Genomic DNA, 16,085 nt, shown 5'->3' on the forward strand with positions numbered 1-16,085 from the left:
CTATAAACTACAAATGATTTGTTAAGCTGAGTTGATTCTCAGTTATCTTATTTAAATGATGAAAATTATAAAAAAGAGGTGAGCGTGTTTGAGGTATTCATACAACTCTGTGGTGGGATAGGCTTATTTCTGCTGGGCATGACTTTGATGACCGATAGCTTGAAAGATATAGCGGGTGAATCACTTAGACAATGGCTAGGAAGGTTCACTGGCTCACCTCTAAAAGCAATGAGTTCAGGCATTATCTTTACCCTAATTGTTCAGTCTTCAACCGCCACAACGCTCGCGACGATTGGTTTCGTGAGTGCTGGGATTCTAACCTTTGCACAGTCGGTTGGGGTAATTATTGGTGCGAATATTGGCACGACCAGCACAGGCTGGATGGTAGCACTCTTAGGTGTAAAATTTTCAATTGGGCAGTTTGCCTTACCTATGATTGCATTAGGAGCATTATTAAAAATTTTGGCTCAGGGCCGGGCTGCCCTGACAGGGTTGGTGATTGCAGGCTTTGGTTTACTTTTCTTTGGTATTGAATTATTGCAAGTAGCGATGTCTGGTCTGTCTGATCGTATGGATCTTTCAGTATTCACCACTGAAAGCTTTTTCTCCAAGCTTTTACTGGTCATGATTGGCTTGGTTATGACAGTAATTTTGCAGTCATCAAGTGCCGCAATTACAGCGACAATTACTGCATTGGCTAGTCAGGTCATTCAGCTGGAGCAAGCACTTTTGCTGGTCATTGGAGAAAATATTGGAACTGTGGCTACTGCAGTACTAGCCGCCATCGGTGCCAATAGCAATGCACAAAGAACGGCTGCCGTGCATGTAGGCTTTAATATTATGAGTGCCATATTTGCATTTTTTGTATTGTATCCTTTGTTTCTTTGGCTGTACCCACGAAGTGGATGGCTCTCTTCTTGGGATGCGGTGGTGATTGTGGCTGCTTTTCATACTGCTTTTAGTTTATGCGGGGCAGTTTTATTAATGCCTTTTATTGATCAATTTAAGCAGTTTTTGACTAAACTGATTCCATCAGATGAAGACAGTTTGATTCAGTCTCTTGATGAATCTAGCCTTTCAGTTCCTGCGGTAGCTATAGCGAATGCAGAACATGTAATCTTTCAAATTATTTGGCAACAATATAGATGGTTTATTGAAGCGTTTAAAGATGGGAAGCTGGTTGCAGCCAATCAACTTAAGCAGCAAGATGAACTCATCAAAAAACTTAAGGAATATTTAACAAAAATATCGGTACCTGAAAACACTGAAGAGCAAAAAAATTTATTGGCATTGCTTAGAATAATGGTTTATCTAAACGTGTTACGCAGTGATTTGGAACAGTTGTTTTATAGTTTGGATATCCGGACGCAGCCTGCTCTTTATCAGGTTGCATTAGACTTCGGTGAAATTCTTGGTAATTATTGGCATGCTGCAGCGGATTTGTCGATGGATGAGAAAAATCGACTACTGCACGATGAATTGATTTTTCTCGAAAATTGGACTAAACAGCATCATGCTGAGCTTCGTGAAAAGATCAATCAGTATGCTGCCAGTCATCATTCTGGTGCAGCCAGAATCCTGGAATTACTTGCAGCACATCGCTGGTTGGATCGGCTAATTGCACATAGTCAGCGCTTTGTAAATGTTCTATGTGAAAAGGAAATCAGGACGGATAAGGTAACAGACGACTTGCGTGCTTAAGTGCTGGATGTAAGCCTTCTTTCAAGGTTGGATGATAAAAAGTTTATGCAGTGCTTCATCTACACTGACTTTGGCATTGATCATCCAAGCCAACAGATGGGCAGAGTGTTTAGCTGTAGAACTGAATATTTTTCTCTATAAAATCAAGCGTGTTTAACCATCGACATAGGTTTCAGCAGCTTTGTATTGCCAATAAGAAAGAGATTGAGCTGTACTGAAATATAACGGTTAGATCAAAGAACAAGCCCTCACTTCTGTCGAGGCTTTTTTATGCAAACTGTTGAAGTATCGCTGCCATCATCTCTCACAATTCTCATATTCCGGCCAGTCAGTGTAGTTTTTATTAAATTATGCTTTCACGTTATAGATCTGTCCAATTTTCTTTACTTAAAAGCGGGGGAATTAGATCATGATGTGAGAAAACTTGCTCTTGTCATTTTATGATCTTCGCTCTACAAACTCTGACAATCTTTCAATCAAACCTTCTTTAGTCTAATACGGAATTTTAAATTTTTTAATATATTGTTTTAAATGATAAAAATAACAGTGAACGAAAGTTCACCCCAAAAAATGTAACAAAAAGCCTTAATTTTAGTCTATTGGGGTCTGACATTTTCTGCCAAAAAATATTTGTCATACTTTGAAGGTATGGATTTATGCCTTTCAGGTTTTGGACAAAATTCCGCCTAAAACCCATTGTAAGTTGAAACTTAAGTCTCACAACTGGAGGTGAGTACAAATGACAGCGACAACAATGAATGTAAATGCTGTAGTGGACCAAGCCAAGTTTAAGTCGTTTCATTTGAAACTTGTGCTGTGGTGCCTGTTTATCGTCTTATTTGATGGTTACGATTTAGCAATTAATGGGGTGGTCTTGCCCTTACTGATGAAAGAATGGGGCATGAGTGCCGTACAGGCCGGTATGTTGGCGAGTACCGCCTTAGCTGGCATGATGTTTGGTGCAATGGGCTTTGGCATGCTGGCGGACAAAATTGGCCGCAAAAAAGTGATTTTAATTTGCGTTTCATTGTTCAGTCTGTTTACTTTTTTAGGCGGGTTTTCCTCTAATCCACTAGAATTTGGAATATTACGTTTTGTTGCAGGTCTGGGCATTGGCGGCGTATTGCCGAATTTAGTGGCTTTAACTTCCGAATATGCACCGCAACGTGTGCGCAGTACTTTAGTGACCACCATGTTCAGCGGCTATGCCATGGGCGGGATTATGGCAGCTTTGTGCGGAACATGGTTTACCGCAGACTATGGCTGGCAAATCATGTTCCAGATAGCGGTTATTCCTTTACTGTTTGTGCCATTGTTCTGGAAATTCCTGCCGGAATCTTTAATATTTCTGGTTAAAGCAAAGAAACAAGATCAGGCGCGTTATTTTTTACAAAAAGTTGAGCCGGCTGCGCAAGTATCAGCAGATACACAATTGGTTTTAGCTTCGAATGATCAAAGCGGAAGTACCTCAGTAAAAGAATTGTTCACTGAAAATCGTGCTGTAGGAACATTCCTGTTTTGGCTTGCGTTCTTTATGTGCTTATTAATGCTTTATGCATTAGGCAGCTGGTTGCCAAAACTGATGATGGCAGCGGGTTATTCTTTAGGCAGCAGCTTAATGTTTTTACTGGCATTGAATGTGGGAGCAGTGATTGGAACAATCAGTGGAGGGGTTTTAGCTGACCGTTTTGACTTTAAACGCGTTCTGATCAGTATGTTAATTGTAGGCGTACTTTCTTTAGTTGGATTAGGCTTCAATTCGCCACAGCCGGTTATTTATTTACTGGTCAGTCTGGCAGGTGCATCCTCAATTGGCAGCAGCATTCTACTGTATAGTTATGTTGCACAGTATTATCCGGTGGCAGTACGTTCAACGGGTATAGGCTGGGCATCGGCAGTGGGCCGTACCGGGGCGATTGTCGGTCCAATCGTGATTGGCATGCTTTTGGGTATGGAGCTGCCGCATAAATGGAATTTTATCGCTGTTGCCATTCCTGGAATTATTGGGGCAATTGCCATATTCTTGATTCGTACACCTAAAAAAGTTCAAGTTGAAGCACAACCAGCCGTTTTGGCCGCGGCAAAACCTCGTCGTTCTTATAGCAGCTAAGTTTTTGCAGTGAACTGATTGAATAGCAAAAGCCTCTTTCGAGAGGCTTTTTTTATTTTAGATGTGATAAATATGTAATAGTGCAGCCATAAAAAAGCCCCGACATCCTGTCGAGGCTTTTTCGTATTCGTTAAAGGTATCACTCCTGTTCTACCTCAGCGTCCAGCTGCTTTATACTTTTATTATTTTTGTTTTTTAGAAACATCCTGTTTCTGTATGAGTTCAATATAGTCTGAATTCAGTTTCAGGCCTAGCCTTCATTTTCTGCAGTCTGTGTAAGCAAAAGCGCACAGTATTGCTTTAAAAATGTGCTTCTACGCCAAGATAGGGGCCTTTAAATTTAAGTTTGGTTTCTGCATTTGAACCTTCTTCCAGCTGAATGTCCAAAATGCGATATCCGACTTTAGTACCCACGTCCACCAACACGCTATCGATGAAGTTGTATTTGAATTCTGCTTGAGCATCGGTAATTTGCTCATCATTCAGTGCAGCAAAACTGGCTTCGGCGCCCACACTTAGACCGGTAAAGGGCAGTTTTACCCCAGCCTGGGCATAAAGCATAGGGATCGTACTACTCACGTCCAAGGTGTTGGTAACGTTCTGAACAATATCTCCGCTCAGGCGTTTGGCCCCAAAGCCCACATCGGCAGAGACAATATTGTCCAGCACTTCGTAATAGAGAATGAAATCTGTATAAGTGAGATCGACCTGATGGCTGTTTACCCCGGCAAAACTTTGCTCACTGTTTGCCTGTAAATGGCTATGCTTAATTTTTGCATTGGGTAAAAATGGCACCGGATGTTCGACTGCAACCGAGAATGACAGACCGTGATCATCTTGCATTTGTGCTTGTGGAAGTGGCGATGCCGGCTGGGTTAAATCGGTGCTATAGTTCCAGTAATCAATACTGCCTTTAACCGCAATCACGTCGGCTTGAGCAGAACTGAAAGCACCCAGTCCAAGGGTTAGGCAAAGAATTTTGAATGGTTGCATGAGAATCCTGAAGTTGTGTAATCCATTATTTTTGGAAAATCTTTTTGTTACTTAAATAGCATGAGTTGAGATCCAACTCAGCGCATCATATAGTGAATGATATAAAATTGCATTGTGGTTATTTGTCAAAATTAAAGCAAATTTAATCCAAAGCAGAGGGCAAAATATTTGAAAATGCCATGACTGCATTGTCTATTTTTAAAACGTTATAAAATAACGGACAATGAGATTATTGAATAACCCTAAGTTTTTATTTTAAATTAATTTTTTCCAAAAAGTTTTTTATTGAATGGTCAGAATGGCGTATAAATTAGCCGATTAAATGAATATTCGCATTCAATATATTATAAAAAATAGATGCGTCGTAGAGAAATTACAGAAATTATTTTTAAAAGTGAGTATTGTTAAATTCATACAAAAGATGAGCTTGGATTTAAATTTTTAACCAAGATTCAATTTCAGGCTGATCTGTTTGCCATTTAGAACACGGCACCCACAAGGTGTGACCTCTAAATCAGACACAAGAATTATTTTTAAAGGTACTTTTTTTGCTCGCGATATAACCCAGATAACAAGCAGCATCTAAAGATACCTAAGGTTTAGGTGTTTTATGACAGATTCTCGTGAAAACTGGTCATCACGATCCGGCTTTATTATTGCTGCGGTCGGATCGGCTGTCGGTTTAGGTAATATTTGGCGTTTCCCCTACGTGGCCTATGAAAATGGCGGTGGCGCGTTTCTTATCCCTTATTTGATTGCTTTAATTACTGCTGGCTTACCGCTGTTATTTCTCGATTATGCAGTAGGGCATAGAAGTAATAGTTCACCGCCAAAAGCCTATCGCAAACTGTTCCGTGGCGGTGAAACCCTGGGATGGTGGCAAGTGAGTGTGTGTATCATCATTGGCCTTTACTATGCCAGCGTTTTGACCTGGGCAGGCAGTTATGTGTACTTCTCCATTGGTCAGATGTGGGGCAGTGATCCGGAAGGTTTCTTCTTTAAAACCTATTTACAAACCTCCGAAGCCGCAAGTTTTGACCCACGTTTTGTCAGCCATATTTTCTGGCCATTGGCAGGAATTTGGGCCTTAACCCTGGTGATTTTATACGGTGGGGTGAAAAAGGGCGTGGAACTTTCCAACAAGATCTTCATGCCATTACTATTTGTTTTATTTACTATTCTGGTGATTCAAGCGCTTCGTTTACCGGGTGCGGTCGATGGCTTAAATGCCTTCTTTACCCCGAACTGGGCAGCCATGATGGACTACAAGGTGTGGTTGGCAGCCTATGGTCATACCTTCTTCTCGCTTTCAGTCGGTTTCGGGATCATGGTGACTTATGCCTCTTACTTAAAGCCGAAAACCAATTTAACCGGTTCGGGTTTAATCGTGGGCTTTGCCAATGCTTCGACTGAAATTCTAGCCGGTATCGGTATTTTCTCGGCGCTGGGCTTTATGGCTTATACCGCGAACAGCAATGTTCAGGATGTGGTGAGTGGCGGTATTGGTCTGGCATTTATTGCGTTCCCTAAAATCATTTCCAGCCTGGGTGCGGGTGCAGACCTGTTCGGTATCCTGTTCTTCTCTTCACTGTTTGTCGCAGGGATTTCATCTATGGTCAGTATTTTGGAAGTTCCAATTGCTGCCATGATGGACAAGCTGAAATGGGGCCGCAAGAAAGCGGTCACCATTGTCGGTGGCGGTAGTGCTGCTGTATCGATCATTTTATTTTCCAGCGTGAATTCGATTAAACTGGTGGATATCATTGATCACTTCATTAATAACATTGGCATTATCGGTGGTGCGTTGATTTCAATTATCAGTATTGCCTGGTTCAAGCGTTCGGCACTGGCCGAGATCCGGGATCACGTGAATGCCATTTCAACTGTGCAATTGGGCAAAGGTTGGGATTTCACTTTAACCGTGATTACCTCTTTGATTTTGTTAGTTACTTTAGTAATGACCATTTATCACTTGTTATTAAAAGGCTATGGTGATTATAGTGTCAGTATGCAGTGGCTGTTTGGTTGGGGCTGCGTGATTTTCTGTGCTGTGGTGGCATTTGTTTTAGCCAAAATGAAAGATCGCTAGGAGAATAAACATGAATACTTCTGCAATCATCATGATGATAATTTCCATGCTGTTTTTGTGGGGCGGACTGGTGTTATCCATTCTGCACTTGATGAAACATCCAGAAGAGCTGGATGAGGTGCTGGAAGAAGTCAAAGATCAGCATACGCTTTAAATCCGCGAATACTTCAGTTCATACTGTTACAAATGAAAGTCATTATCATTTAAGATGATGACTTTCTTGTTTTTAAAATGGAGCATAGCAATGCACACCATTTTGCAGCAGCACCAAGTCTGGATCGTATTTGCGCTGACCTTTCTGGCAGGACGGAACACACCAATAAAAAAGGTGGCTCAAAAGCCACCTTTTTTTGCATTTCAGCTTAAGCCGTTTTTTCAATTCGGCAATAGAAGAAACCATCGCCATAACCCACTTTCGGGAATAATTGACGACCGTGAATTTGTTCAATGCCCCAATCGGCTTCAATTTTCACTTCTTTGGCATCTGGATGGGTGGCGAAGAACTCGACCATTTGCTGTTCATTTTCTGCTTTTAAAATCGAGCAGGTGATGTAAAGTAAGGTGCCACCGACTTTCAGTTGCTGCCACATGTTTTCCAAAATTTGCTTTTGTAAAACTACTGTTTTGGCAATATCGCCAGATTGACGCAGTAAACGGATATCTGGGTGACGACGCATGACACCAACAGCCGTACATGGTGCATCCAGCACGATACAATCTGCGAGTTCAGGTGCCGTATAAGTCACAGCATTGGCGGTTTTGATTTCGACATGCTTGCCGTCTAAAACCAAACGATCAAGGTTTTCAACCACGCGCTTCAGGCGTTTTTCATCTTGGTCTAGCGCGATGAGTTTCTTAGGCTGGAACTTCTCTAAAATGTGCGCCGTCTTGCCGCCCGGTGCTGCACAGGCATCAATCACAAATTTACCATCAAGGTTTGGTAGTAAAGTTGCGCAGAGTTGCGCGTGTTCATCCTGTACCGAAAAACCGCCTGCTTCAAAGCCCGGAAGGCTAGGAACATGCAAACTTTCATCCATCACAATACCGACTTCTGAAATTTCACAGCGATGTGCATCGATGCCTTCATCTTCCAAAATATCCAGATATTCGTCACGGCTGACTTGGCGTGTGTTGACACGTAAGGTCAGTGGCGCAATTTGTTTAAGCTCATAGCTGAGTTCATCAAACTGTTCGCCCCAGTCTTTTTTCAGACGTTTAGATAACCAGCTTGGTAAATTGGTGGCTTGCTCAAGTACGTCATAGAACTGCTCAGTTTCACGTGTCGCACGGCGTAAAATCGCATTGATTAAGCCACTGAGACTTCCCATACCGAGTTGTTTTGCAGCTTCTACAGTTTCAGAAATCGCAGCGTGAGCAGCTACACGTGTACACAATAATTGGTATAAACCAAGGTACAAACATGTTTCAACCACTTGGTTATCAACTGGTTTAGAAAGCAAAGGTAAAGTCAGCTGTTTCAATGCATACCATTGACGTAAACAACCCAGTACCAATTCATGGAACAAAGCACGGTCTTTGTCTGACACAATGTTCATTTGCTGCGCTAGCACAGATTGCAGCGATTGACCATTTTGGACAGCCAATAACGTCTTCACCACCTGAGCACGTAAATTAAGATCTCGGGTAGAGGCGTTGGGAGATTGCTTCATTATAAAATTTGTCCAATAGTCAGTTTTTGGGTTTGTAAAATTTGTACAGGGTTAAGCGGTTTCGCACCCGGCCATTGTAGCGAGCTTAAAATAATCACGCTGCCATTGGCACAGGCAACATGTACGCCTTTTTTATCAATGGCAAGGATTTCACCTGCTTGAGCTTGAGGGGCATCGGCTTCTGAAAGTTCTGAATGCCAAACACGCAAGTTGTTTTGTTCATCTAACTGAATGAATGCCACTGGCCACGGGTTAAACGCGCGAATATTACGGTCAATTTGCACAGCATCAATTGACCAATCAATTTTAGCTTCTGTTTTTGAAAGTTTATGTGCATATACGGTAAGAGCTTCGTCTTGCACTTCACGCGTGTCTAAATAGTGCTGCAAGCTTTGGTCAGTTTCTAGAACAGCAGCGATCGCCATTGCACCTTGTTCAGCAAGTTTGTCGTGCAAGCTTGCTGAAGTGTCGCTTGCTTCAATCGGGCAGATGGTTTTAAACATCATATCACCGGTATCTAAACCTGCGGCCATTTTCATAATGGTCACACCAGTTTCAGCATCACCTGTGGCAATGGCACGTTGAATTGGTGCCGCACCGCGCCAACGTGGCAATAAAGATCCGTGAATATTCAAGCAACCATATTTAGGTGTGTCTAACACCACTTGCGGTAGAATTAAACCATAAGCAGCCACCACCATCACGTCAGCATTTAACGCAGCCAGTTCAGCTTGAGCAGCCAAGCCTTCTTCAGTTGAAGATTTGAAATGCAGAGGCTGATATACTGCAATGTTATGTTCAAGTGCCAATTGTTTAACGGCAGAAGCCGTGAGTTTTTGTCCTCGTCCAGCTTTGCGGTCCGGTTGAGTATAGACCGCAACAATTTCATGTTCGGTTTTAAGCAGTGCAGCCAATGCAGTGGCTGCAAATTCTGGTGTACCCGCAAAGATGATTTTCACACAAAAGCTTCCAAATAAACGTGATGTCTATTATAAGGCAAAAGCATTTATTCACCTAAATTGAGTCTTAACGCATAGAGAAGACGCTTATTTTTATAAAAAAAAATTATGCAAAATTTAAAAATTATTCATGAAAGTTTTGCATTGTCTGGCCGGGGATGGCGGTATAGTAGATTTCAGTTAAAGATTTTTGTCGTCAGATCGTCGAGACACATCCATAGATATATCAAGCATTCTATAGCATGAATTAGTCATCTTTAAAAACAATGACTTGTAGTATGATATGTTTAAAATTCGGCTGATTTCATCTCTCGATCGTAAGATTTCGCCAGAGTGAATGAGCTCATTCAACTCAAGCACAACTTTGTTGGAATAACACAATGCCTGACTATCGTTCAAAAACATCGACACACGGAAGAAACATGGCGGGTGCGCGTGGCTTATGGCGCGCAACTGGAATGAAAGATGAAGACTTCGGCAAGCCAATTATTGCTGTAGTCAACTCATTCACGCAATTTGTTCCAGGTCACGTTCATTTAAAAGACCTTGGTCAACTCGTGGCTCGTCAAATTGAAGCGTCAGGTGGTGTGGCTAAAGAATTCAACACCATTGCAGTAGATGACGGCATCGCAATGGGGCATGACGGCATGCTGTATTCATTACCTTCACGTGACTTGATCGCAGACTCTGTGGAATACATGGTTAGCGCGCACTGTGCCGATGCCATGGTGTGTATTTCTAACTGTGACAAAATCACCCCGGGGATGCTCATGGCTGCGATGCGCCTGAACATTCCGGTGGTATTCGTGTCTGGTGGTCCAATGGAAGCGGGTAAAGTCAAAATCCGTGGTAACGACAAAGCCATCGACTTGATTGACGCGATGATTGTTGCGGCAGATGACAACTATACCGACGAAGAAGTAGCTGAATACGAGCGTTCTGCATGTCCAACTTGTGGTTCATGTTCAGGCATGTTCACCGCAAACTCAATGAACTGCTTAACTGAAGCTTTGGGTCTGTCATTGCCAGGTAACGGTTCAACTTTGGCAACCCATGCCAACCGTAAAAAATTATTTGAACGTGCAGGCTCGTTAATTGTTGAGTTGGCTAAACGTCATTATGAACAAGACGATTACAGCGTATTGCCACGTTCAATTGCAACCAAAGCATCCTATGAAAATGCCATGACTTTGGACATCGCCATGGGCGGTTCAACCAATACCGTACTGCACTTGTTGGCGGCTGCCAATGAAGCGGGTGTTGATTTCACTATGGATGATATCGACCGTTTGTCTCGTAAAGTGCCGGTACTGTGTAAAGTTGCTCCGGCGAAAAATGACGTGCATATGGAAGATGTGCACCGTGCCGGCGGCATTATGTCGATTCTGGGTGAGCTGGATCGTGCCGGTTTGCTGGATACCTCAGTCGGTACTGTCCACGAGGCAACCCTGAAAGATGCTTTGGATAAATGGGACATCATCCGTACTGAAAATGAAGAAGTTTACCAGTTCTTCCGTTCAGCACCGGGCGGCGTACCAACGCAAACGGCTTTCTCGCAAGACCGTTACTACTCACGTTTAGATGGCGACCGTGAAAATGGCGTGATCCGTAATGCAGAACACGCTTTCTCGAAAGACGGTGGTCTGGCTGTGCTTTACGGCAACATTGCGCTGGATGGCTGTATCGTCAAAACTGCCGGTGTAGATGACTCAATTCTGAAATTCAACGGTACTGCTCGCGTATTTGAAAGCCAGGATTCTGCGGTAGAGGCGATCCTGGGCAACGAAATTAAAGCTGGTGATGTCGTAGTGATTCGTTACGAAGGTCCACGTGGTGGCCCGGGCATGCAGGAAATGCTGTACCCAACCAGTTACCTGAAATCGAAAGGTTTGGGTAAGGAATGTGCCTTGCTGACTGACGGCCGTTTCTCTGGCGGTTCATCAGGTCTGTCGATTGGCCACGTGTCTCCTGAAGCGGCTGAGGGCGGTGCCATTGGTCTGGTTGAAGATGGCGATTTAATCGAAATCGATATTCCAAACCGTACCATCAACCTGGCTGTAGATGAAGCCACCATGGCCGCTCGCCGTGAAGCGCAAGAAGCCAAAGGCTGGCATCCAGTGGAAGAGCGTCCACGTAAAATTTCCAAAGCCCTGAAAGCCTATGCCATGCATACCACCAGTGCGGCGAAAGGTGCGGTACGTGAAATTTAATTTGTAGTTTTTACAAATTTTAGAAAGCACTCCAGATGGGGTGCTTTTTTATTGATTATTGAAAATAGCACGGTCGCATTTTACTTTGTGCTCTTGCAATAGCATTGCGTAGACGATGTTTTACTTTTGAAGGCTCAAAAGTAACAAAAAGCCTTTGTTGTGCTGATGGTATATCCCTATACCACAGCACAACAGGTGACATCCTGTCACCTGTCACGATTAATATTTTAAGTTCTTGAATATTCAATCTGATATGAGTTTATCTGGAGTATATGTTTTCTTCACGAGTGGTATTTCTATACAATGATCTTAGAATAAATTGCCAAAGACTGAAGCTGAAAATCGGTCATCGCCAAGGAAGAAACCAATGAGTAAAGACAATATCCGCGAACATTCAGCACCCGTTTATGAAGGGATTGAAAATGCACCGGCACGTTCCATGATGCGTGCCACCGGTTTTAAAGATGCCGACTTTAGCCGTCCTTTTATTGGCATTGCCTCAACCTGGGCCAATGTCACGCCGTGCAATATGCACATTGATGGCTTGGCGCGTGAAGTGGAAAAAGGCGTGAATGCCGCAAATGGTAAGGGCATTATTTTCAATACCATTACCATTTCAGACGGAATCTCGAATGGTACCGAAGGCATGAAATACTCATTGGTCTCTCGTGAAATTATTGCCGACTCCATTGAAGCGGTGGTGGGTTGTCAGGCCTATGATGGGGTAATTGCGATTGGCGGCTGTGACAAAAACATGCCGGGCTGCATTATGGGGCTGGCGCGTTTAAATCGCCCGGGGCTGTTTATTTATGGTGGAACCATTAAACCGGGTGCTGGCCATACCGACATGATTTCGGTGTTTGAAGCTGTGGGCCAGCATGCCAAAGGTGAGATCAACGAAATTCAGGTCAAGCAGATTGAAGAAGTGGCGCTACCGGGACCGGGTTCCTGTGGCGGCATGTATACCGCCAACTCGATGGCCTCTGCCATTGAAGCCTTAGGCATGAGCCTGCCGGGTTCATCAGCACAGGAAGCGGTTTCAGAAGAGAAAAAAATCGACTGTCTGCGTGCCGGTGAGGCCGTGATGAACCTGTTGCGTCTGGATATTAAACCGCGTGACATCATGACCAAGGCGGCATTTGAAAACTCCATTAAAGTGCTGATTGCACTGGGTGGATCGACCAATGGGGTGCTGCATTTATTGGCCATGGCGCATACCGCAGGTGTAGAACTGTCACTGGATGACTTTGTTCGCATAGGTAAAGATATTCCGGTGGTGGCAGATGTACGTCCATCAGGCAAATACCTGATGTCTGAACTGATCGCGATTGGCGGTATTCAGCCATTGATGAAACGCATGTTAAATGCTGGCATGCTGGATGGTTCCTGTATGACTGTCACCGGTAAAACCTTGGCTGAAAATCTGGCCGATGTCGAAGATTATCCTGAAGGTCAGCAAATTATTTTGCCCTTTGATGCCCCGATTAAAAAAGACTCTCACCTTGTAGTGTTAAAAGGCAACCTGTCACCCACCGGCGCGGTAGCAAAAATCACCGGTAAAGAAGGTCTGTATTTTGAAGGGCCGGCACGTGTGTTTGAAGGTGAAATTGGTGCCATGCGCGGCATTCTGGACGGCGAAGTGCAAGAAGGCGAAGTGGTGGTGATTCGTGGCGAAGGGCCGAAAGGCGGACCCGGCATGCCAGAAATGCTGAAACCGACCTCTGCCATTATTGGTAAAGGACTCGGTAAATCTGTGGCGTTGCTGACAGATGGCCGTTTCTCTGGTGGTAGCCATGGCTTTGTGATTGGTCACGTGACCCCGGAAGCCTATGAAGGCGGGCCAATTGGACTGGTGAAAAATGGCGATAAAATTTCCATTAATGCCGAAACCCGTGAAATGACGCTGCATATTTCCGATGAAGAACTGGCAGTGCGGAAAGCAGCCTGGGTCAAGCCTGAACCGAATTATCGCTTTGGCGCTTTGGCGAAGTTTGCCAAATTGACTACAGGTGCTGAAAAAGGGGCAGTGACCGATCTAAATTTAGATGTATAATTGATCATTACCTAACAAATTGTTATAAACCCTTGTAGCACACAAGGGTTTTTTTTCGAGGCTGATCTCATGTCACTGTTACGCCGTTGGTTTGATCCACTTCGATCGAGTTGGTTTTACCAAAAGCCGACTCGTCAGGTGGAATTATCTACGGAGCAGGGTTTAACCATCCACTTGCGTCTGGATGATGTCTATAGCTACCTGGCTGCACAGCAGTTACCTGAACTTGAAGAAATTTTGAGTGATGAGATCAAACCCTTAAAGGTGATCATTTCCAGTCGAACGGCAGAACCTCCCAATAACATGTCAGAAATGGAGTGGCAAAGTTACTGCCTGAACGATGCCAAAATTCTGTCCAAACAGCATCGTTTTAGTTTTCATGAAACCCCCGAACAGCCGCCGCTTGAGGCCATTGCTCAAGCAGAAACCATCCTTCGCAATACTCCCTTACGCGGCCAGGATTTCCTGTATTTACTCGAAGATGTGTTCCACATGCTGTGGCAAAAACAGTATGGCAAATTGCGTACCTTGCATGCCATGGCAAGCCGCCATCATCCAGCGCAAAATTTTCCGGAACGAATTTTTAACGATGATGAAGTGCTGGTCAGCTATTTTGAATTTGGGGAGCGCAAGTATCATGCAGTAGATGATCTGCTGCGTTTGACCCGCCGTTTAAAACAACAAAAATTGCTGACCGGCAATCCCATTTTCCTGATTAATCATATCGAGTGGCGTGAACATCTGATTAGCGATGCAGAAGAACTGAATGAAATTCAGGCGCTGGATCCGGAACTGGATTTATATATTGCCCTGGAAGATCCAATTTCCTGGCTATTGTTGGCCTATATTAAAGAAGAACTGGCCAATTTTTATAATATCCAACTGAATGTTTATCCATTGTCTTATCATCGACGCGATTTGTTTGATTGGGGGCTAGCGACTCGTCTTTCAAAACGTACCGAAGTGAAATTTACCCCATTTTGTCGTCCTACCCAGCAAGCGACTTATGAGATGGCGAAACTGTTCTATAGCGTGCCTGAAGAGCAGCGTGTGGAAGCCATGTACAGCATTTTGCAGGTAGTCTGGACCAAAGGCAAAGACCTGTCATTTAAGTCACATTTTGATCAAATCAAAAGTGATTTAGAGATCAATCAACTTACGACCGAAGATATTGCTGCCAAATTAAAAGAAAATGACATACTCTGTGAAATGAAGTCTCAGCCTGATTTTCCTGTGCTCGAACTGCGCATTGATGGTCAAAGTTATGTGTTTAATAGTTTGTACCGGGTCTGGATGATCGAAAGTATTTTTAGTAATGTTTTAGAAGACCAATATAAAAGTGAAAATGATGATAGCAAAGATGAAGAAAGAGAAATGTGAGTCTTTAGAACAGGCCCGTGCACAGATTGATGCAATTGATACCGCACTGATTGAGATGATTGCCACCCGTCAGTTTTATGTCGATCAGGCTACGCGTTTTAAGCGTACTGTGCAGGACGTGCAATCTCCTGAACGGGTAGAGCAGGTCATTCAGAAAGTACGTGCACAAGCGTTAGACCTGGGAACCGATCCTGATCTGGTGGAACATTTATACCGTGAAATGATTCAGCGTTTTATTCAACGTGAATTGAAAGAAATTAGACCTTAATTTTATCCTGTTAACTCATATAAAAAATAAGACACCTGAAAAGGTGTCTTATTGATGACTTATACCTATTATGCTAAACGGTAATAGGTATAGCGCACCTGATCATTCTTATAAACCGCATGACTTTTTTGGCGGAAATCAGAAACCCATTGATTACCGGCATAGGCAGCAATATGCCCATAGACATGCTTCTGGGTACGATGAATGATATAAATATCACCTTCTTTCGGATTATCGAAAGAAGGATTGATTTTTTTATAACCAATCGTCTGCAGGGTGTTGCCCCAATCTGCAGCTGCCACAGGATGGTTTAAAATTCTCGCACCAGCCGACTGTAGTGCAATTCGGATGCTTCGTGCACATTTTTTGGTACTGGTGGCTGAGGCCATATTGTGTAACTTTTGCGTGAATTTACGTACATTCAGATAGGGAATACCTTTATTTTTGGAATCTTTGGTGCCTGAACCTGCTTGATGCTTCTGGAAATTTTGGGAGATTACCGCAGTATTCTGATCTGCAGTGTTAATCATATTGCTATGATGTCCATCATAAATCATTCTTAAATCTCTACCTTATCTTCAATTGCTTTTAGAAAAAATAGACAGCATTTTCAGAACTAAAACCCGAATATTTTTTCTCTAAATAGCAAAAA

At 43.3% G+C, this 16,085-nt stretch carries 12 protein-coding genes; 8 read left to right on the top strand and 4 right to left on the bottom strand.

What is annotated here, in order from left to right:
- Positions 1 to 84: 84 nt before the first annotated feature.
- Positions 85 to 1,701, top strand: a complete 1,617-nt coding sequence (locus LZZ98_RS08865; protein WP_237787538.1) for a Na/Pi cotransporter family protein — start codon at positions 85 to 87, stop codon at positions 1,699 to 1,701.
- 739 nt (positions 1,702 to 2,440) lie between these two features.
- Complete coding sequence (locus tag LZZ98_RS08870) at positions 2,441 to 3,811, top strand: MFS transporter (RefSeq protein ID WP_086176588.1); 1,371 nt, start codon at positions 2,441 to 2,443, stop codon at positions 3,809 to 3,811.
- 300 nt (positions 3,812 to 4,111) lie between these two features.
- On the opposite strand, the gene LZZ98_RS08875 is transcribed toward LZZ98_RS08870, so the two are convergent.
- Entirely contained in the window at positions 4,112 to 4,804 is a 693-nt protein-coding gene (locus tag LZZ98_RS08875) for a TIGR04219 family outer membrane beta-barrel protein (protein WP_237787539.1), read from the bottom strand.
- Positions 4,805 to 5,414: 610 nt separating this feature from the next.
- Between LZZ98_RS08875 and LZZ98_RS08880 the strand changes: the two genes are divergently transcribed.
- Both LZZ98_RS08880 and LZZ98_RS08885 read left to right on the top strand, forming a co-directional pair.
- The gene (locus LZZ98_RS08880; RefSeq protein WP_237787540.1) at positions 5,415 to 6,893 is read left to right on the top strand and encodes a sodium-dependent transporter; all 1,479 of its coding nucleotides are present in this window, start codon (positions 5,415 to 5,417) and stop codon (positions 6,891 to 6,893) included.
- 10 nt (positions 6,894 to 6,903) lie between these two features.
- A complete protein-coding gene (locus LZZ98_RS08885) occupies positions 6,904 to 7,047 on the top strand; it encodes a methionine/alanine import family NSS transporter small subunit (RefSeq protein ID WP_086176585.1) in 144 nt (47 codons plus the stop codon).
- Between the two features lie 208 nt (positions 7,048 to 7,255).
- Here the strand turns inward: LZZ98_RS08885 and rsmB are convergent, their stop codons facing one another.
- Both rsmB and fmt read right to left on the bottom strand, forming a co-directional pair.
- On the bottom strand, positions 7,256 to 8,563 hold the full coding sequence (gene rsmB, locus LZZ98_RS08890; RefSeq protein WP_237787541.1) for a 16S rRNA (cytosine(967)-C(5))-methyltransferase RsmB: 1,308 nt from the start codon (positions 8,561 to 8,563) through the stop codon (positions 7,256 to 7,258).
- Entirely contained in the window at positions 8,563 to 9,522 is a 960-nt protein-coding gene (gene fmt, locus LZZ98_RS08895) for a methionyl-tRNA formyltransferase (RefSeq protein ID WP_237787542.1), read from the bottom strand. Before fmt ends, rsmB begins: the two co-directional genes overlap by 1 nt.
- Before the next feature lie 380 nt (positions 9,523 to 9,902).
- Between fmt and ilvD (LZZ98_RS08900) the strand changes: the two genes are divergently transcribed.
- From ilvD (LZZ98_RS08900) to LZZ98_RS08915, 4 genes are all read left to right on the top strand, one after another.
- Positions 9,903 to 11,732 (top strand): dihydroxy-acid dehydratase, encoded by a 1,830-nt coding sequence (gene ilvD, locus LZZ98_RS08900; protein ID WP_237787543.1) that lies wholly within the window; start codon positions 9,903 to 9,905, stop codon positions 11,730 to 11,732.
- Between the two features lie 367 nt (positions 11,733 to 12,099).
- Complete coding sequence (ilvD, locus tag LZZ98_RS08905; RefSeq protein WP_237787544.1) at positions 12,100 to 13,785, top strand: dihydroxy-acid dehydratase; 1,686 nt, start codon at positions 12,100 to 12,102, stop codon at positions 13,783 to 13,785.
- Between the two features lie 69 nt (positions 13,786 to 13,854).
- A complete protein-coding gene (locus LZZ98_RS08910) occupies positions 13,855 to 15,165 on the top strand; it encodes a hypothetical protein (RefSeq protein WP_237787545.1) in 1,311 nt (436 codons plus the stop codon).
- Positions 15,146 to 15,433, top strand: a complete 288-nt coding sequence (locus tag LZZ98_RS08915) for a chorismate mutase (RefSeq protein WP_086176579.1) — start codon at positions 15,146 to 15,148, stop codon at positions 15,431 to 15,433. Before LZZ98_RS08910 ends, LZZ98_RS08915 begins: the two co-directional genes overlap by 20 nt.
- Before the next feature lie 68 nt (positions 15,434 to 15,501).
- Here LZZ98_RS08915 and LZZ98_RS08920 read toward each other — a convergent pair whose 3' ends face one another.
- Positions 15,502 to 15,990: a CHAP domain-containing protein gene (locus LZZ98_RS08920; protein WP_442862705.1), complete on the bottom strand. Its 489-nt coding sequence runs from the start codon at positions 15,988 to 15,990 to the stop codon at positions 15,502 to 15,504.
- Between the last annotated feature and the right edge of the window lie 95 nt (positions 15,991 to 16,085).

The sequence above is a fragment of the Acinetobacter sp. SM34 genome (genome assembly GCF_022012365.1).
In the GTDB taxonomy this organism is placed as follows: domain Bacteria; phylum Pseudomonadota; class Gammaproteobacteria; order Pseudomonadales; family Moraxellaceae; genus Acinetobacter.